Here is a 20,262-nt window from a genome sequence, read left to right on the forward strand (position 1 = left end):
CTGATTTTGAAATGATAGTGATCTGAAAACAATTAACTCTAAAAATATCATTCCATTTTAGTCTTCTTTTTTTATGTTAATAACAATACTTTTTTGACATTTTTTAACTTTCATACCTCGAAAAAAATCACGATATTTGTAAGTCTTTGCATACAGCAAGATTTTTAAAAATTAATATGAGTCAAAAACAATATACAGCTAGTAGTATTCAGGCATTAGAAGGGATGGAGCACGTTCGTATGCGTCCTTCAATGTACATTGGTGATGTAGGGACAAGAGGTCTGCACCATTTGGTTTATGAAGTAGTAGATAACTCTATTGACGAAGCGTTGGCAGGATACTGCGATACGATCTTTGTTGCCATTAAAGAAGGAAACGGAATTGAAGTAAGCGATAATGGTAGAGGTATTCCGGTTGACTTCCATGAAAAAGAACAAAAATCTGCTCTTGAGGTAGTAATGACGAAAATCGGAGCCGGAGGTAAGTTCGATAAAGATTCTTATAAGGTTTCCGGTGGTCTTCACGGAGTAGGGGTATCGTGTGTAAATGCACTTTCTAATGAAATGATCACAACCGTTTACAGAGACGGAAATGTGTATCAGCAAATATACTCTAAAGGAAAAGCTCAAACTGGAGTAGAAGAAATTGGAAACAGTGACAAAAGAGGGACAAAGCAGTTTTTCCAGCCGGATGATACCATTTTTACAGAATTAGTTTATAACTATGATACGTTAGCAAGTCGTTTAAGAGAACTTTCTTACCTTAATAAAGGAATTACCGTTACCCTTACCGACGAAAGAGAAAAATTGGAAGACGGGTCTTTCAGAACAGAAGTTTTTCATTCTGAAGGAGGATTAAAGGAATTTGTTGCTTATATCGATGGAAACCGTGAATCTATTATGGAGCACGTGATTTTCATGGAAGGAGAAAGAGATGATATTCCTGTAGAGGTAGCGATGCGTTACAATACCTCTTTTAACGAGAATCTTCACTCGTATGTTAATAATATCAATACTCATGAAGGAGGTACTCACTTGGCAGGTTTCAGACGTGCTTTGACGAGAACTCTTAAGAAATATGCCGATGAATTGGGACTTCCGGCAAAAGAAAAAGTAGAAATTACCGGTGACGACTTCCGTGAGGGGTTAACGGCCGTAATCTCTGTAAAAGTAATGGAACCTCAGTTTGAAGGACAGACCAAAACGAAATTAGGAAACTCTGAAGTTTCTGGTGCTGTGGATAAAATTGTAGGGGAAATGCTTACTAATTTCCTGGAAGAGAATCCTAATGAAGCTAAAGTAATTGTTCAAAAAGTTGTTTTAGCTGCCAAGGCAAGACAGGCTGCTAAAAAAGCCCGTGAAATGGTTCAGAGAAAATCTCCGATGGGAGGTTCAGGTCTTCCTGGGAAACTTTCTGACTGTTCATCTAAGGATCCGGCTGAATCTGAACTTTTCCTTGTAGAGGGAGATTCCGCAGGGGGTACAGCTAAGCAGGGACGTGACAGACATTTCCAGGCAATTCTTCCGTTAAGAGGTAAAATTCTTAACGTTGAAAAATCAATGCTTCATAAAGTATATGATAATGAAGAGATCAGAAATATCTATACCGCTCTTGGGGTTTCTGTAGGAACTGAAGAAGACAGCAAGGCTTTAAATATGGCAAAGCTGAGATATCATAAGGTTGTGATCATGACCGATGCCGATATCGACGGATCTCACATTTCTACCTTGATTCTTACATTCTTCTTCAGATATATGAAGGAACTGATTGAGAACGGATATATTTATATTGCTCAACCACCTTTATACCTATTGAAAAAAGGAAACAAAAAAGTGTATGCTTACAACGAAAAAGAGCGTGAAGAGTTTACATTAGAGATTTCTCCGGATGGAAAAGGAGTAGAAGTGCAACGTTATAAAGGTCTTGGGGAAATGAACCCTGAGCAGTTGTGGGAAACTACTTTGAATCCTGAACACAGAATTCTGAAGCAGGTAACTATTGATAATGCAGTGGAAGCAGACAGTGTTTTCTCAATGTTGATGGGTGATGAGGTACCGCCAAGAAGAGAATTTATCGAGAAGAATGCAAAATATGCAAAAATTGATGCATAAACATATTTAAAATATATAAAAAAAGCTTCTAATTATTTAGAAGCTTTTTTTATATTTGGTGAAACCAAATAAAAACAATAATATGTTAACTCTTTTACAAACAGATTCTTATGACGGGATGAATGCAGCTAATAGTGCAGCGGCTGCAGGATTCGGGATCGGTACGATGATCGTCAGTCTTTTTTTCTATATCTTCTATGCATATTGCGTGTACAGAATTTTTCAAAAAGCTGGAAGACAGGATGCATGGGCCGCTTTTATTCCAATTTATAACACGATTGTCCTTCTGGAGATTGTGAAAAAACCCATATGGTGGATTATTTTGTTATGTATACCTTTGGTGAACATCTTTATTATCTGGGTATTGAATGACAGGCTTGCGAAAGGTTTTTCTAAAGAAACTCCTCTGTATACGATTTTGCTGTTTTTCCTCGGATTTATTTTTATTCCCGTTCTCGGACTGGGAAGTGATACATTTGACAGTAAAAGGATTCCAAACGATTAAAAAGAAAAATAAAAGACTTCATTAATGAGGTCTTTTTTTATGTTCAAACCTCTTTTGATCAGGCTCAATTTAAAGTTTTTGAATTATTTTTTAACAGTTATTAAGATTTTGTTATTTTTGTATGATTTTAATAACTATGATGAAAATATTACTTCTTGGAGCGTTGTCTACAGCTTCCATTTATTTTGCTCAAACTTTTCCTGTTTCTGCAATTCCTGAAAATTTAAAGAAAAATGCTGACGTTGTAGTTCGAAAAGATTTCACAATCGCCAGGATTAATAAAGTTGATGAAATAAAATATCAATATAATACCGTCACCACAGTTTTAAATAAAGATGGCAATGAAAAAGCGATTGCTTATATCCCTTATGATAAAACGAGAAGCATTTCAAATATAAAAGTGACTATTTATGATGAGTCGGGAAAGAAATTGAAAAGCTTGTCCAAATCTGATTTTGGGGACTTTGCCAATAACAATCAGGGCGTTTTCTATTCTGATAATAGGGTTCTGGTTTTTTCATATACCCCGGTTCAATATCCTTATACTATAGATTTCTCGTATGAAAGTGAAGATCAAAATACGATTTTTATCCCGGATTTTGTGCCGTTTACTTCTACTAATACCTCTTTGGAGGAAGGAGAATTTAAAATTATCAATAGTTCAGGAATTGACTTGCGATCCAAGATCTATCCATCAAAATATAATTACACAACTGTTGCGGAAAGTGGTAGTGGAAATGAAAAGACTTACTCCTATAAAAATGTTCCTGCAATTGATGATGTATCTTTGATTCCACAACCTGTTAAAATCTTGCCCAAGGTAAGTTTTGTTTTGGCAAAATTCAATTTAGCCGGAAAACAGGGGACTTTAAATAATTGGACAGATTTCGGAACATGGTACTATAAAAATCTTATAGAACCGGTCGCTGTTTCTACTCCTTCTATCAAAGCTGAAGTGGCTGCTTTACAACTTCAGGGTTCTGTGGAAGATAAAGTAAGGAAGATTTATCAATATATGCAGGCTAAAACAAGGTATATATATGTTGGTTTGGGAATTGGTGGCTGGCTTCCGATGATGCCTGAAGAGGTGAATAAAAAGGGTTATGGTGACTGTAAAGGGCTTACCAATTATATGAAAACTTTGCTGGATGAAGCGGGAATTCCTTCCAATTATTGTGTGATCAATTCAGGTCTTTCTTCCGTATCTTTTGATCCCGATTTTCCTAAAATGGGAGGAAATCATGCCATTTTAATGGTTCCAACGGAAAAAGGAAATATCTGGCTTGAAAATACTTCACAACAGATTGCGTTTAATCACCTCGGATATAGTACAACAGACAGGAATGTACTTTCAATCAATAAAAATGGAATAGAACTGATTAATACTCCGGTATATTCAGCTGAACAAAATAAAGAAAAGCAGAAACTCACCATAAAAATTGGTGAAGACAATAGTATTACAGGAGAAGGAAGTTTTTATTACACAGGGAGTCAGTATGATTATAATTTAAGATTTATGGGGCTTACTCCCACGGAGAGAAATGAAGCATTAAAGAAATCATTTGATGTTTTAAACTTTGAAAAAGTCGAAATGAAAAATTTCGTGAATGATAGGGATAAGGCTGTTATTACTTTCGATGCAGGCTTTAAAACGAATAATTTTTGTAAAAACGCTGGGAATAGTATGATATTCAGAGCTGTTCCGATATTTTCTGATAATGTTTACAAGGCTGATGAAAATAGAGATCTTCCCTTTGAAATCAGACAATCTTTTGAAGATGAGTACGAAATAGGTTTTACTATTCCTAAAGGGTACAAGTTTGATGAAACGCCCGATAACATTAACCTTAAATCTGAGTTTGGCTACTATAACTTAACCTTTGCAAAAAATGGAGAGGAAATAAAAGTAGTCAGAAAGGTTCAGATTAATAAAGGAGCTTACCCAAAAGAAAAGTACAATGAATATGTAGGATTCAGAAGAAAAATCATCAATCTTGATAACTCAAAAATTTTAATAACAAAGATATAACCATGAAAAAAATAATTTATATAGTAATCGGTTGTGCCTGTTCGATGCTGGTGAATGGGCAGAAATATGAGTTTTTGACCGCTCCTAAATTTAATGATGCAGATTTGTCAAAGGAAAAGTCATTGTTGGATGAAAATAGTCCTGCAGAAATTTTGTATAAGTCTGTTTATTTTTTTATAGATGGTACTAATGGAGAATTGCATAAAAAATATTTCTACAGAATTAAGATCTATGATAAAGATAAAGCGGAAGATTGGTTAAATCTTGAGATTCCTCTTTATACGAGTAATAACAATAACCGTGAATCGCTAGGAAAATTTAAGGCTTTTACCTATAATCTTGAAAATGGAGTTGCAACACCTGTAAAAGTAGAAAAGAGCTCTCAATATAAAAGTAAGGAAAGTAAAAATGTAACCGTTACAAAATTTGCTTTTCCAAATGTGAAAAATGGTTCGGTATTAGAATATCAGTATGAAATCGTATCCCCATTTTTATATTCGATTCCTCAGTTTTTAATAGAAACGGATACTCCTTCTTTATACACCGAATATGCGTTAGACGCTCCGCTTAATATTTCATATAATATCAACTATACCGGAGCTTTATTGCCTAAATATAGAGACGTTAAAGAAAAGAGCAGCTACGGATCGCAATATAAAATATACAGATTTGGTTTCGAAAATGTAAAAGGTTTCAAAACCGAAAAATTTGTAAGGAATGACAGAAACAATCGAACAAAAATCAGTGCTGAACTACATTCTACAAATTTCAGAGAACTTAAATTGTATTCATCATCATGGGATCAAATCAGTAAAAGACTGTATGAAGATGAAGATTTCGGGGGTGAGCTGAAAAGAACAAAACTAGCAAAGGAAAACATGCCTGCCGGTGTTTCGGAAATGAAAACAGATCTTGAAAAAGCCAATGCTATTTTCTCCTATGTTCAGAAAAATTTTATATGGAACAAGGACAGAGGTATTTATACGGACGAGGGCATAAAAAAACTTATCGAAACTAAGGTTGGGAATGGCGCAGAAATTAATCTCTTCCTGGTTATGCTGCTTCGTGAAGCAGGAATTAAAGCTGATCCGATGATCATTTCAACCGTAGCCAATGGACTCATCAATCTGACGTCTCCCAATGTTTCGAACATGAATTTTGTACTGGTATCAATGGAAATAGGAGGTAAGTTGCATATTTATGATGCTACTTCCAAACAATCTTCATTAGATGAACTTCCTTTAAAAGATTGGAATCAGTATGGAGTTGTGGTGAACAAAGATAAGGCGGTACTGATCCAGATGACCAATACTAAAGTAAGTAATACATTTTTGACGGTAGATGCGAAGATCAATGATGATGGTAGCATTTCAGGTGGTTATTCGGATAAAGATACAGGAGCTTTTGCTATGTTTGTAAAAGACGAGTATGATGAAAACCCGGAAAAATATAAAAAACAATACAAAGAAAACTTTTCAATAGATTTTACAGGAATTGATTCCAAAGTTTTGGAGAGCGGAGCGTTTGAAAGTACTATGAAATTTTCTTCCACGAATTTGATCGACAAGATTGGAAAGAAAATAATTATCAATCCCATGTTATTTTTAAGTAAAAATTCTAATGAATTTGATCAGACCGACGAAAGAAAGTATATGATCGATTTTGGAGCCCCAACGACAAAAATCAAAAAAGTAGTTCTTGAAATTCCTGAAGGGTACGTTATTGAAGAAATGCCTAAAAACAAAAAAATTGTAACAGAAGATAAAGAGATTGAGTATAGTTATATTATTGAAAATAAAGGGAATAAACTGGAAGTTATTTCCACCACAAAAATAAATAGTGCAGATTACCCTAAAGACTATTATCCGGCATTCAAACAAATTTGGGGTGTTGCTTCAAAATGCGAAAATCAGGTAATTAGCTTAGTTAAAAAATCTTAGATTTCGAGAACTCATTTAATAAAAAACAATATTTTTCTAAAAACCATTCATCTTTTGAATGGTTTTTGCATAAAGTATCAAAAAATAAATCATGAGAAATACGATAGCCGTTTTGGCATTATCACTCTTAACTTTTACTGCCTGTAAGAAAAATGAAAAGGCAGGAACAGGAATAGAAAAAACTGAAAATAAACAATCGGATGAGTTTGTTGTAGACTCCGTCAAGGTGAGTGATTCTACAAGGATTACAGATTCGCTGAAAGTTACTTATACTTCAAAATTGTTGGTTTTTCCTTCCATAAAGGATAAAAAGCTCCTGGACAGTATCTATTTTCATGATGATAGAATCAAGGACTATTCGAAAGCGGGCCTGCAGGCTTATCTTGAAAATGCGAAAAAAAACTATTTTACTTCTGTAAAAAAAGATAATGAAGATTGGCTTTCGGATATTACTTATTCTCAGACTTGGTATTCGAGTTCCAAAATGAATCTGAAATCCAATACAAACGGATATATGCATATTGAATACCTGAGTAGTGCCTATATTGGTGGAGCACATGACGAATATGGTTTCTCTGAAAGAGTTTTTGATCTTAAAAATAATAAGAAACTGGAGTTAAAAGATATTACTTCGATGCCAAAAAATAAAATTGAGGCTCTGCTTATGAAGAATATCAACACAATTAAAAGTGGAACAACAGATCAAAATGGGGAAGTGAAGAACTCGGAAATGCTTTTGGTGGATAAAATTCCGGCATCAGATAACTTTTATTTTGATGATAAAAACCTGTATTTCCATTACAGTCCCTATGAAATTGCTGCTTTTGCCGCTGGTGACATCGTAATCCCTATCTCATGGGATGAGTTAAATGGGAGTTTAAATGCCGAATTTAAAGAAAGAATGAAAATTAAATAAATTAATGCTTCCGATTCGGAAGCATTTTTTAATTTTGCGGTAATGGAAAAAGTAGCTTTTATTATTAACCCTTTTTCGGCAAAAAAAAACTATCAGCCGTTTTTGAATGAACTGAAAAAAAAGGTTAGTAATCCATCATATTATGTCTCCGAATCTATTGCGGGAACAGACGAGTTTATTCAGAATTATTTTGATAAAGTGGATATTTTTGTAGCCATTGGAGGAGATGGTACCATTTCAACGGTAGCTAAAAATCTGATTAATACAGAAAAAATTCTGGCTATTTTTCCGGCAGGTTCCGGAAATGGATTCTCTAACGAAACTCGTTTCAACAAAAATCTGGATGAGCTGCTGGAAAAGATAAAACAAAAAAAATCCAGAAAGATTGATACATTTACTGTTAACGATAAACTCTCAATCAATGTTTCGGGAACCGGTTTTGATGGGAAAGTGGTTAAAGAATTTGAGAAAACCAGCCGAGGTTTCAAAAATTACATTAAAGTTTCTTTGAAGACTTTCTTCAATTATAAACCTATCAAAGTAAAGTTTTCTGACGAACAATACCAGCAATACAACGGCAAATATTTAATGTTGAATATTGCGAATACCCGTCAGTTTGGAAATAACGCTTACATTGCTCCTCAAGCCAGTAAAAGTGATGGCCTGGTAGATATGGTATTGGTGAAAAAATTTCCATTAACCTATTCTGCACTTTTTGCATTCAGAATGTTTACCAAAAGGCTGAAAGATGATGACTACGTTACGTATCTTCCTGTTTCTGAAATTGAGTTCAAGGTAAATACCAAAAACTGGCACCTTGACGGTGAGTTTAATAAGATAAAATCTCCCGTTCACGTAAAAGTACAGCCTGCAAGCCTTAATATTTTGGTTTAATTGTCATTGCGAGGAGCGAAGCGACGAAGCAATCTCATATTACAAATACGAGCTGAATCCGATTAAAAATATTTAAACCTCTAATTTTTTCTCTACTTCATTAGGATGATCCAGACAATATTGAAGCTGGTCTTTATCTAATTGTTTTTCCCAATTGGCAACTACTACCGTTGCTACAGAATTTCCGATGACATTGGTAAGTGCTCTGCATTCACTCATAAATTTATCAACTCCTAAGATCAAGGTCATTCCGGCTATAGGGATTTCCGGGACTACAGCTAATGTTGCTGCTAATGTAACAAATCCGGCACCGGTAACTCCGGCTGCGCCTTTAGAACTCAACATCGCTACTAATAACAGCATCAATTGCTTTTCAATAGGAAGATGAATATTTAAAGCCTGTGCAATAAACAGAGATGCCAATGTCATATAAATATTTGTTCCATCAAGATTGAAAGAATATCCGGTAGGAACCACTAAGCCGACTATTGCCCTTGAACAACCCGCTTTTTCAAGCTTTTCCATGAGTCCCGGCAATGCAGATTCTGAAGAACTGGTTCCCAACACCAACAGAAGTTCCTCCTTGAGGTAAAATAATAATTTTAAAATATTAAATCCATTATACCATGCAACGGCTCCCAGTACTAATATGACGAAGAGAATTGATGTGATATAAAATGTAGCTACTAAAAATATTAGATTTAATACAGAATGAAGGCCATACTTTCCAATGGTAAATGCCATAGCCCCGAAAGCTCCGACCGGGGCAAGCTTCATCAACATATGAACAATTTTAAATATCGGAGTCGATAAGTCCTGTAGGAAATCCGTAACCTTCTGGCTCTTTTCTTTGGTTAAAACCAACGCGATCCCCATTAAAATAGCTACAAGAAGAACCTGAAGTATATTTTCACCCACCAAAGGGCTAAACAGAGTCTCAGGAATAATATTCATAATGAAACCCGTAAGAGTTGATTCATGAGCTTTTTGCTGATACTGGGAAACATCTCCGGAAAGAGTAGCAGGGTCAATATTTAAGCCGTGACCGGGTTGCAGCAGATTGCCAACAATTAAACCAATAATAAGAGCCAATGTTGAAAAGGTAAAAAAATAGATCATTGCCTTTACCGCAATTCTTCCTACTTTTTTAAGATCAGTCATATGGGCAATTCCCAATGTAAGAGTAATGAAAATAACCGGAGCAATAATCATTTTTACCAGTTTGATAAAACCATCTCCAAACGGCTTCATCTTTTCTCCGAGCTCAGGATAAAAATGACCTAAAAGAATACCTCCGATAATAGCGATAATAACCTGGAAATAAAGTTGCTGATAAAGTTGTTTCCCTTTCAAAATAACTGGTTTTTTAAGATTTCGAAAGTGCGAAAATATGAATTTTTTATAAAAACATGACAAACGTCATGGAAAAGTTTCGGCGGGGCTGAAAGCCCCGCCGAAACTAAATGATTATAATTTGTGTTATTGGCTACGCCGAATCTTCGATTTCTGACGAAGGAAGAATCTTATTGCTTCCATTTCATTCAAAATGATAATATGTTACTCAGTGGCAACAGAATCATCGCCCCGGCCATCGGCCACAGCATGAATATTACCCCTGTCATCAAGAACAATCATTTCGGTTTTTCCGATATATTTTACTTTTTCAATGACGTAATTTTTGCTTTCAAGCTCCGAAATGGTGCTTTGAGGAAAATTATTTTCTACGCTGATTGTTTCCGGAAGCCATTGATGGTGAAACTTAGGTGCATTGACAGACATATTGGCGTTTAATTTAAAATCTACCACATTAACGATAGATTGATACACCGAAGTTGGAATCGTTGTTCCGCCAGGTGTTCCTACTACCATAAAAGGCTTTCCGTTCTTAAGCAGAATGGTTGGAGTCATGGAAGAAAGCATTCTCTTGTTAGGCTGAATAGCATTAGCTTCGCCGCCTACTGCTCCAAACATGTTGGGTACACCCGGTTTGATGGAGAAATCATCCATTTCATTATTTAAAAAGAATCCTGCTCCGGAAACCAGAACTTTACTTCCGTAATAGCCGTTCAATGTTGTGGTTACAGAAGCTGCATTTCCATCTTTGTCCAGAACGGAAATATGTGTTGTTTGGGTTGATTCTTTAGGTTGCGGTATGATTTTTCCAACTTCCGCACTCGGAGTTGCTTTATCAAAACTGAAACTTTTCCATCTTTTTTTCAAATAGTCATCTGAAATCAGATAAGTTGTTTTATCCTCTATAAAATCAGGGTCGCCCATATATTCAGCTCTGTCTGCAAATGCTCTTCTTTCTGCTTCAGTCATGATCTGAACTGCCTTTGTAGAGTTCTGTTGATATTTTTCAAGATTTTCAAAGCTTGCCATTCTAAGCATTTGAGCCAAAAGAAGTCCGCCACTTGAAGGTAATGGCATTGAAACGACATTATTTCCTTTATACTCAAATTCTAAAGCTTTTCTTTCTGCAACCTTATAGTTTTTAAGATCTTCCAAAGTGATGATTCCATTTCCTCTTTTCATTTCAGCAACCAGGAGATCAGCTGTTTTTCCTTCATAGAATCCTTTTGCTCCTGATTTCTGAATCAGCTTTAATGTTTCGGCTAAATCTTTCTGAACTAAGATATCACCTGCCTTCCACAGATTATCTTTTACAAAAATAATAGACGATTTATTATGCTTCTGGAATTTCTCTCTCTGGCTATTAAGCATATCGGCTTCCTTATCTGTAATAGCAAATCCCTGCTCTGCCAGATCAATTGCAGGTTGGATGATCTTCTCCATAGGAAGTTTGCAATATTTCAGGGTGGCAAAAAATCCGGCGATACTTCCCGGAATACCTACAGCCAATCGGCCGTTTTGGGACAGATCAGTATTCGCCTTTCCGCTTTTATCCAGGTACATATCTCTGGAAGCTTTTTTCGGAGCTGTTTCTCTGTAATCCAAAGTGAATTTCTCCCCATTATTTTTTACACCTACTAAAAATCCGCCACCACCGATATTTCCAGCTTGTGGATAGACAACTGCTAATGCATATTGAGTAGCTGTAACAGCATCGTAGGCATTTCCTCCCATTCTCAGGATTTTAGCACCGGCTTCACTGGCTAATGGGTGGGCGGATACTACTACGCCTTTATTTTTTACCTGTACCTCTTTCACAATATTGAAATTTGTAAATTGAGCCCAGCTTAACTGACTGGCTAACAGGATCGAAACAATTAAAAACTTCCTCATATAATTTTCTTTACTACAAAATTATTGATTTTTTATGTAAATCGTTGATCATGATTGTTCTAATGATTCTTTTTTCTCCTTTTCTTGTATTTAAAGTTACCGGAAAATCTAAGAATATGATAACAGGAAATCAGACTGTAAAATTGTAAATGCTATAAAAGTGAAAATATTTTTATTTTTTATTCAATTTGTATCAAAATTTAAATAACATAAAATTAAATTTAGTAAAAATTAAATTTGTTTAAATTATTATTAATTAATTGCTTGTTTTGGTTGATAATGTTTATGTTTTGAGTGTGTTATTTGCTATATTTGAAAAAAAGCACATGAGAAAAAAATACCAAAAAATTACTTCCCTGGGAGTTCTGTTCTTTGTTTCTGTAAATGTCTATGCACAAACAAAAGATTCAATACAGGTTAAAACTGTAGATGAGATAAAAATTACAATAGGTTCCAGAAATAAAAGCAGAGTAGCAACTGATACGCCCGTTCCGGTAGATGTTATCAATATTGGTTCACAATCTGTACTTAGTCCTCAGATGGATCTTAATCAGATCCTGAATTATGCGGCTCCTTCCTTTACATCCAATTCAACAACAGTAGCAGATGGTACAGACCATGTAGATCCTGCTCAATTAAGAGGTTTGGGTCCGGATCAGGTTCTGGTTTTATTGAATGGAAAGAGAAGGCATACTTCATCTCTGGTCAATATTAATGGTTCGCCGGGAAGAGGTTCGGTTGGCACAGACCTTAATGCAATTCCCGCTTTTGCCATTGAAAGATTGGAAGTGTTGAGAGATGGAGCTTCTGCACAATACGGTTCTGATGCCATCGCAGGGGTGATTAATGTTATCATGAAAAAAAATACAAATAACCTTACAGCTGCTATTACAGGAGGTGGATTTAATTCAAAAGGAGCAAATGATCATCGTGGGGGCTGGGATGGAGGAAAGTATCAGGTAGATTTGAATTATGGTGCAAAATTGGGTGCCACAGGATTTCTGAATTTTACAGCAAGTTTTCTGAACAGAGGTGCTACAGGGAGAGCAGGAACCGCGACAGGAGATATCTTTAATGCATATAATGCTATCGAACAGAGAGCACGTGAAAACGGAGTTGATATCAATTCTTTGTTTGGAAATATCAATAATACATCCAATACCCAGCAGATTATTAATTATATTCATCAATATGCTCCTTATGTAAGTTATTTTAACCCTGCTATGTTGGCAAGTATACAAAATGCCAATACAATTCCTGAATTACAGTCGATTTTAAGAGCTGATGTTACGGGGAATGAATTATCCTACAGAAGACTTGAAAGAAATGATTTCAATATGCGGGTAGGGCAGTCTAAGTTGGGTTCAGGGCAGTTTTTCATGAACTCTGAATTTGATATCTCTCCGTCCGTCCGCGGATATGCATTCGGGGGGATTTCATACAGACAAGGAAATGCTGCAGGATTTTACAGAAGACCAAATCAGAGTAGAACACCTACATCACTTTACCCAAACGGTTTCCTGCCGGAGATTGCTTCAGATGTAATTGATCTTTCACTTGCCGCCGGTTTTAAAGGGAAGATCGGTAAAGTAAGCTATGATATTAGTAATACTTTTGGACAAAATACCTTTGATTATACGATAAAGAATACAGCCAATGCTTCGATGTTGGGCTCAAAGAAAAGCGAATTCAGAGCAGGAGGTTTAGGGTTTCTGCAAAATACCATCAATGCAGATTTTGACACTAAGTTTGATTGGCTGAAAGGTTTTAACGTTGCATTTGGTGGAGAAGTGAGATTAGAAAGGTATAAAATTGAAAATGGAGAAGAAGCTTCCTGGGCGCTTTATGATATTAATGGAAATATACAGACTCCGGGAACTTCTGCCTCGCTGAAACCTACGGATTTTATGGGAGCAACAAGGCCAGGAGGTGCACAGGTATTTCCTGGTTTCAGACCTGAGAATGCTTTGAAAAAAGGAAGAAGCTCTGTGGCGGCTTATCTCGATACTGAATTAGATGTTACTGATCGTTGGTTGGTGAGTGCAGCATTGAGGTATGAGAATTACTCAGATTTTGGTTCTACATTTAATTATAAAGTAGCTACCCGATATAAGCTTACCAATAATATCAATATCAGGGCTGCTCATTCTACTGGATTCAGAGCACCTTCTCTTCAGCAGATTTACTTCAATGCAACAGCTACTCAATTTGTTGGTGGAACAGCTTATGAGGTTGGAACGTTTTCCAATGATTCTAATGTTGCGAATATTTTAGGGATTCCGCAGTTAAAACAAGAAGAATCGAAGAGCTTTTCAGCAGGTTTTACAGCTAAAATTCCACAGGCTAATCTTACTTTTACAGTAGATGGTTATTATATCAAAATAAAAAGCAGAGTCGTATTGACCGATCAGTTTTCAAGACCAGTCGGTACCTTTCCAGCCGGAAGTCCCGAGTACAACCTTCAGCAAGGCTTTGACCAGGCTAATGCCAATGCGGCAACATTCTTTGCTAACGCTATTGATACGCAGACAAAAGGGATAGAAGGGGTGATTTCCCATCGTTTTAAAGCCTCTGAAAAAGTTTCTCTGAATTCTGATTTGGCAGTAACAGTATCTAAAACAAACAGGGTAGGAGATATCAAAGGTTCGGATGTTTTAATTAATGCCGGGCAGATCAATCGTTATTATTCCGAAACCAGCCGTGTTTACCTTGAAGAAGCGGTACCGCGATTTAAAGCTTCACTTAATAATTCTTTGGAATTCAATAACTTCAGTGTCCTTCTAAGGAATGTGTATTTTGGAAAAGTTACGGATCCGAACACAACAGATGTAAATGGAGATGGAGTAGTAGATAGTAACATGATTAACGGGCAGATGGTTCCTACGGAGCATCCGGTATGGGCAGCTAAGGTGATTGCCGATCTTTCTATTGGGTATAAATTCACAAAAGGATTTAGAGTAACGATTGGGGCGAATAACTTATTTGATATTTATCCGGATAAAAATTATGGACTCAGATCACTAAAAGTACCATCTGTGGATGCTTCGGGAAAACCGATAACCAGTATAGATCTTTCTAATCAGGATCAGTTTATATACTCCAGAAACGTTTCTCAGTTTGGAATGAATGGCAGATTTCTCTTTGTAAGATTGAATTTAAGCTTGTAATCAAAATGAAGGAATCATAGAATAAAAATGTATGACAAATTAATTACAGATATTTGAAATTAGTCTGTTTTAACGTCAGTTTTAAAAATAATTTCCTACAAGAAACTATGGGTGTATTTTTAAATACACCTTTTTTATTATGGTTGACATGTTTTTTTTACTTTTGTACAATTCTAAAAAAAATCTGAAAAATGGAATCCTATACGGAAAGAATACTGATTACTGGTGCCTTGGGGCAAATTGGCACCGAACTTACCAACAGACTTGTTGAAATTCACGGAGCTGAAAATGTTGTAGCCTCAGGACTGGACAGATGGCAGGAAGGTATTACCTCTGCAGGACACTATGAAAGAATGGACGTCACTAATACACAATTAGTAAGACAGGTTATTAAAGACTATGATATTACTACCGTGTATCACTTAGCTTCTCTTTTATCCGGAACTTCGGAAAAGCAGCCGATTTTTGCATGGAAATTAAATCTTGAGCCTCTCCTTCATTTTTGTGAAATGGCGAAAGAAGGGCTTCTTAAAAAGATCTTCTGGCCAAGTTCTATCGCTGTATTCGGAAAAGGAATTCCTAAACATGACGTAGGACAGGATGTGGTGTTGAATCCGACAACAGTGTACGGAATCTCTAAAATGGCAGGTGAGAAATGGTGTGAATATTATTTTGACAAATATGGAGTAGATGTGAGAAGCATCAGATATCCTGGATTGATTTCCTGGAAAACTCCTGCAGGAGGAGGTACAACTGATTATGCTGTGGAAATTTTCTACAAAGCAATCGAAGAAGGAAAATATACAAGCTTCATTTCTGAAAACACAGGAATGCCGATGTTGTATATGGATGATGCTATCAATGCAACCTTAAAATTAATGGATGCTCCGAAGGAAAAAGTAACCGTTCGCTCTTCATATAATTTGGGTGGAATGTCATTTACTCCGGCTGAACTGGCAGAAGAAATTAAGAAAGAAATTCCAGATTTCACCATCGATTATAACCCGGATTTCAGACAGGCGATTGCTGATTCATGGCCGGCGTCAATTGATGATTCTGTAGCTAAAAAAGATTGGGGATTGACGTATGACTTCGGGATTTCTGAAATGTCAAAAGATATGATCAAGAATCTTAAAGTAAAATTGGGTAAGAATTAATTGTATAAAGTAATACTTTAATTAAATAATTAATTAACACTTGATTAATAGTATTTTATAACTTTTATCTAAAATTAAATTTAAATGGTTTTATTGACTTTCAACATTCTCAATATGGAGGCGGAGACAAAAAATGGCTTTCAAATTACTGATGAAGAAAGATTAAAAATTACAGAAGAGAATACAAAAGCGATTCTCAGAATTTTAGATATTCATGATATAAAAGCAAGCTTTTTTGTTGAGGTTTCCCTTACTGAAAAACTGCAAAATCTTATAAAAGCAATTTCATCCAAAGGGCATGAAATTGCTTTTTATAATAAAGGCTCAAAACTTCCGGAAATTGAAAATGCCAAAAAGAATATTGAGGATCTTTTAGAAAAACAGATCAGAGGAATTCGCCAAAAGGATGTAAAGATTCCACAAGGAGATCTGAAACTTCTGGAGTTTAATTATGTTTCCAATATCGATAATGCCAATATCCTTTTTCCGTTTAAACGTCTCAAAAGAGATACGGAAATTACCGAGGAGGATGGACTGAGTATTGTTCCTGAAAGTATTTCTCCCTACAGTCAGTTGCCTTACAATGATTTTGTGTTCCAGATTCTTCCGATGAAATATTATCAGAATATGGTGCTGGAAACATTGCAAAATGAAGAATTTGTGTTGATTTACCTTAACACATGGCAGTTTACAGACTTTAAGAAACACTGTTTTGATATTCCTTTTTACAGAACCCTATTTTCGGGCAAAAAAATGGAGGACAAACTAGATGCCCTCCTTACTTTTCTCAATACCAGGGAAATGGCTACTTCCCGCATGAAAGATTATATTTTTTAAGTGAAATGAGTAATAGTCAATTTTCCTCTCTCATACCCTAAAACTCTCTCACACTCAAACCTGATTAGCTCAACTCAAAAAGAGTAATCTCCGACAATACACCAACTCTTCCCGGATATCCCAACACTCCAAAACCTCTGTTGACATACAGTTGTTTGTTTTGAATTTGTGAATTTATTTCTTTACTTATATTATTAATAGTTGATAAATATAATTGCTTTTGTTTTGGAATGACGAATTTGATGTTTTTTAATATTTATTTTTTAATTCATTAGCTTTTTTTATTACAGGTTGATATTTTAGGTGTGTCAAAAATGACAAATAACACATAAAAAAAATCTTATGAAAAAAATTGAAACTCCTATTATCAAAAAACTTGAAAGTTTAGAAAAATTTAGATTAAACAACGGAAAAAAGCAAAGTATATATGCTGGATCTCCGGTTTCTCCTTCCAGTACATGTACATGTTCTGGTGGTGGATGTAGAGTAGTCATGACAGAAGAAGGTCCAAGATATGTAAGTGGAAATTGGAGCCCAGATTAGTTAGAAATTTATATGATCTATAAATGTAAGAGTCTTAAAGAGATGGATTTGATGAGAGTCCTCTCTTTTGCTTGTCTATTTCTTACCATATTCTATTTTGGTCAGAAAAAAAATGAATTTGTTACTACACAAAATATAAAAGGTAATACTGTTTTGTATTATCAGATTAAATCGGATGATCCTATCTTTGATGCCCAAATAGTAAGGTTAGAGATGTTTTCGAATGTTTCTTCACTTGAGGCAGGGCAAAAATTGATCTCTTACGATTATTGCCAATCCATTAAAGAATGTGAAAGGAGTTATATGAGTATTGAAAATGGAAAAAGATCTTTTGAGCATTATGAAATGACAGGATATATTTCCAAAAATGATTCACTATGGCTTCATCCGCCTAGAGCTGATTCTTTTAAAATTCTTGAACTCAATGCATTCCCTTTTTATATAAAGAATAAGAAAGAGTGGCAGTACGTACTTAATTTTGGAGATACTTGGGCAGATGAAAAATGGAGACAGTGGAAAGGTAGTAGAACATCACTCAGTAATTATATACATGACGAAACCCCTGTTTTTTATATTGTTCAAAAAAAAGAGGTAGAATGTACTCTGATACTGGCTTCAACAAAAATCCCTAATCTAGGAGAAACTACATCTGTCTTTTATTATAATGCTGAATATGGTTTTGTACGTATGATATTTACCACAATTAACAATAAAGTTATAGAATTTAATTTGATAAAAACGGTATATGATCCTGATTCTTTCTGAAAAATTTGATGTACCTACCAAAAATGTTGTTTCTGAATTGAAAGTTCAAAATGCAGATTATCAGATTATTTGTGGCGCTGATCTTCTCGAAAAGTCTTTTTCTATTGATATTAAAAAAAATCTGCTTTATTTGAATAATAAAAAGATTGGTAATTTTAATATTGTTTGGTATAGAAGGTGGTTATATAGTTTATTCGAATTTTCTAATAATGCCAAAGAACATGAATATTTAAAACGTGAATTTGGAGAATTATCGTCAAATTTTATGTTTAATTTATCTACTAAAAAATGGTTAAATATTCCGCCATTTATAAATCCATATCCATCTAAAGCTTGTCAGTTAAAAGAGGCTAGAAAATGTGGGTTGAAGATTCCAAATACAATGGTTACCAACAACTCTTCTGCATTAAAGAAGTTTTATTTAGAAAATAAGCAGAATATAATTTCGAAAAACTTAAGTGATCCCTATTTTTTTAAAAAGAATGAAGAACAGTACGCAACGTATACAACACATGTTGAAAAAGATGATATCGAAAGCGGAAAACCTTTATTTTTTCCATCTTTATTTCAAAATAATATTGATAAGAATATTGAAATTAGAGCCTTTTATTTCTTAGGACAATTCTATAGCTACGCAATTTTTTCATCTAATAATGTACAGACGAATATTGATTATAGAATTTATGATTATAATCATCCTAATAGAATTATGAAATATGAATTACCTAAGCATCTCAAAATGAAGTTGACTTATTTGATGGAAAAATTGAATTTACACACTGGCTCAATAGATATAATTAAAAACAAAAATGAAGATTTTTATTTTTTAGAAGTAAATCCGCAAGGCCAGTTTGGTGGCTTAAAAGAGTATGGATTAAATATTGAGAAAGATATAGCAAATTATTTAATTGAAAATGATAAATAAATAATGAGACTTAATAACATTGATTATTCAATAGTGTATAGAAAAGCACAAAAAGCTCCAATTTTAGCCGTTAAATCGATTACGAAAAATAATGAAGAAAAATATGTTGGAACATATTACAAACCAATTTTAAAAAATTTTTAATAAAGAATGTATCTAAAGCTCTTTTCTAGTTGTAAGATTACATTAGGTGCAAAAAATTCTATAATATTGGATGTTCAGAGGGATTCTTATGTTTCTATTCCAAATACTTTATTTTTTGTGATCAAGAACCTAGATAGCAGTTCTATTGAAAGCGTTAGACATGATGTAGATGAAGAGGATAAAGAGGTTTTTGATTCATATATTGTTTTTTTAGTCAAGAATGAATTTGGTTTTATTACAGATAAACCTAATAACTTTATTTATTTTGATTATGAAAAAATTGATATCCCGTCCAATAACTGTATTATTGAATTTTCTTCCAGTATTGTTGACTATAATACAATTGTTTCTCAACTTGAAACCATAAAAGTTCAAGCGCTGCATATTAATACTTATTCAAAAATAGATTTAACGCAGATAGAAGAACTTTTAAATCCAATCTTTAACAATACTTCAATAAAGTTTGTTTCACTATTGTTGATGTATAATAGGGGAATTAAAGAAAATGATCTATTAAAGTTGGGATATAATTACCCTTTTCTTAGTCAATTATTTGTTTATTCTTCTCCTTTTGAGAAAAGTGTTTACGGGGAATTTTTAAATATTCATTATACTTTAGAGGCTCAAGTTTCCATTAAATCTTGTGGGCAAATAAAGAGTGATTATTTTTCTTGCAATGATTATTTGTATTCAGAATCTCATTGTTTTAATTCATGTCTTGCAGGAAAAATTTCTATAGATAAGTATGGTAACATTAAAAATTGTCCTTCAATGACTCAGAGTTTTGGTAACATAAAAGAAACGAATTTGGAAGAAGCTCTTAATCATAAAGATTTTAAAAAATATTGGAAACTTAGTAAGGATCAGATCGAGGTTTGTAAAGATTGTGAGTTCAGATACATCTGTACGGATTGTAGAGCTTATACAGAACTTATTCATCTTGACAAAGAAGGCTTGGATGTTTCCAAGCCTCTTAAATGTGGTTATAATCCTTATACTGCAGAATGGGAAGAGTGGAGTACTAATCCGATAAAGCAAAATGCAATACGGTATTATGGAATGGAAGGTGCTTACGATTAATTT

At 34.5% G+C, this 20,262-nt stretch carries 15 protein-coding genes and 1 pseudogene; 13 read left to right on the forward strand and 3 right to left on the reverse strand.

All coding sequences use genetic code 11. The features are described 5' to 3' along the window. Window positions 1-176: 176 nt before the first annotated feature. The 6 genes from gyrB to EG342_RS14155 all read left to right on the forward strand — a co-directional run bounded on the left by gyrB (window position 177) and on the right by EG342_RS14155 (window position 8,395). Entirely contained in the window at window positions 177-2,111 is a 1,935-nt protein-coding gene (gene gyrB / locus EG342_RS14130) for a DNA topoisomerase (ATP-hydrolyzing) subunit B (RefSeq protein ID WP_103292953.1), read from the forward strand. A gap of 82 nt (window positions 2,112-2,193) precedes the next feature. After that, window positions 2,194-2,616: a DUF5684 domain-containing protein gene (locus tag EG342_RS14135; RefSeq protein WP_103292952.1), complete on the forward strand. Its 423-nt coding sequence runs from the start codon at window positions 2,194-2,196 to the stop codon at window positions 2,614-2,616. A gap of 136 nt (window positions 2,617-2,752) precedes the next feature. Next, entirely contained in the window at window positions 2,753-4,645 is a 1,893-nt protein-coding gene (locus EG342_RS14140) for a DUF3857 domain-containing protein (protein WP_103292951.1), read from the forward strand. A gap of 2 nt (window positions 4,646-4,647) precedes the next feature. Next, a complete protein-coding gene (locus tag EG342_RS14145) occupies window positions 4,648-6,585 on the forward strand; it encodes a transglutaminase-like domain-containing protein (protein ID WP_103292950.1) in 1,938 nt (645 codons plus the stop codon). Between the two features lie 91 nt (window positions 6,586-6,676). Further along, a complete protein-coding gene (locus EG342_RS14150; protein WP_103292949.1) occupies window positions 6,677-7,501 on the forward strand; it encodes an RsiV family protein in 825 nt (274 codons plus the stop codon). 42 nt (window positions 7,502-7,543) lie between these two features. Next, window positions 7,544-8,395, forward strand: coding sequence for a diacylglycerol/lipid kinase family protein (locus tag EG342_RS14155; protein ID WP_103292948.1), 852 nt, complete (start codon window positions 7,544-7,546; stop codon window positions 8,393-8,395). A gap of 72 nt (window positions 8,396-8,467) precedes the next feature. Here EG342_RS14155 and EG342_RS14160 read toward each other — a convergent pair whose 3' ends face one another. Both EG342_RS14160 and ggt read right to left on the reverse strand, forming a co-directional pair. Further along, window positions 8,468-9,748 (reverse strand): dicarboxylate/amino acid:cation symporter, encoded by a 1,281-nt coding sequence (locus EG342_RS14160; RefSeq protein WP_103292947.1) that lies wholly within the window; start codon window positions 9,746-9,748, stop codon window positions 8,468-8,470. Between the two features lie 204 nt (window positions 9,749-9,952). After that, complete coding sequence (ggt, locus tag EG342_RS14165) at window positions 9,953-11,641, reverse strand: gamma-glutamyltransferase (RefSeq protein WP_103292946.1); 1,689 nt, start codon at window positions 11,639-11,641, stop codon at window positions 9,953-9,955. Window positions 11,642-11,967: 326 nt separating this feature from the next. Between ggt and EG342_RS14170 the strand changes: the two genes are divergently transcribed. From EG342_RS14170 to EG342_RS14180, 3 genes are all read left to right on the forward strand, one after another. After that, entirely contained in the window at window positions 11,968-14,808 is a 2,841-nt protein-coding gene (locus EG342_RS14170; RefSeq protein WP_103292945.1) for a TonB-dependent receptor plug domain-containing protein, read from the forward strand. A gap of 191 nt (window positions 14,809-14,999) precedes the next feature. Next, entirely contained in the window at window positions 15,000-15,965 is a 966-nt protein-coding gene (locus EG342_RS14175) for an NAD-dependent epimerase/dehydratase family protein (RefSeq protein WP_103292944.1), read from the forward strand. Window positions 15,966-16,079: 114 nt separating this feature from the next. Then, entirely contained in the window at window positions 16,080-16,802 is a 723-nt protein-coding gene (locus EG342_RS14180; protein ID WP_246008625.1) for a polysaccharide deacetylase family protein, read from the forward strand. 64 nt (window positions 16,803-16,866) lie between these two features. Here EG342_RS14180 and EG342_RS25725 read toward each other — a convergent pair. Then, window positions 16,867-17,055: pseudogene (locus EG342_RS25725) on the reverse strand (hypothetical protein); the annotation flags it as partial. An 89-nt stretch (window positions 17,056-17,144) separates the two neighbouring features. On the opposite strand from EG342_RS25725, the gene EG342_RS14185 reads away from it, so the two are divergent. The 4 genes from EG342_RS14185 (at window position 17,145) to gwsS (ending at window position 20,259) form a co-directional block, all read left to right on the forward strand. Beyond that, entirely contained in the window at window positions 17,145-17,345 is a 201-nt protein-coding gene (locus EG342_RS14185; protein ID WP_103292942.1) for a hypothetical protein, read from the forward strand. A gap of 12 nt (window positions 17,346-17,357) precedes the next feature. Then, window positions 17,358-18,110, forward strand: a complete 753-nt coding sequence (locus tag EG342_RS14190) for a hypothetical protein (protein WP_123868101.1) — start codon at window positions 17,358-17,360, stop codon at window positions 18,108-18,110. Then, window positions 18,091-19,035 carry an ATP-grasp domain-containing protein gene (locus EG342_RS14195; protein ID WP_103292940.1) on the forward strand — a complete coding sequence of 315 codons (945 nt, stop codon included), beginning with the start codon at window positions 18,091-18,093 and terminating at the stop codon, window positions 19,033-19,035. The genes EG342_RS14190 and EG342_RS14195 overlap by 20 nt, the downstream gene beginning before the upstream one ends. A gap of 150 nt (window positions 19,036-19,185) precedes the next feature. Beyond that, window positions 19,186-20,259 carry a grasp-with-spasm system SPASM domain peptide maturase gene (gwsS, locus tag EG342_RS14200; protein WP_103292939.1) on the forward strand — a complete coding sequence of 358 codons (1,074 nt, stop codon included), beginning with the start codon at window positions 19,186-19,188 and terminating at the stop codon, window positions 20,257-20,259. Window positions 20,260-20,262: the final 3 nt, after the last annotated feature.

The organism is Chryseobacterium lactis (assembly GCF_003815875.1).
In the GTDB taxonomy this organism is placed as follows: Bacteria; Bacteroidota; Bacteroidia; order Flavobacteriales; family Weeksellaceae; genus Chryseobacterium; species Chryseobacterium lactis.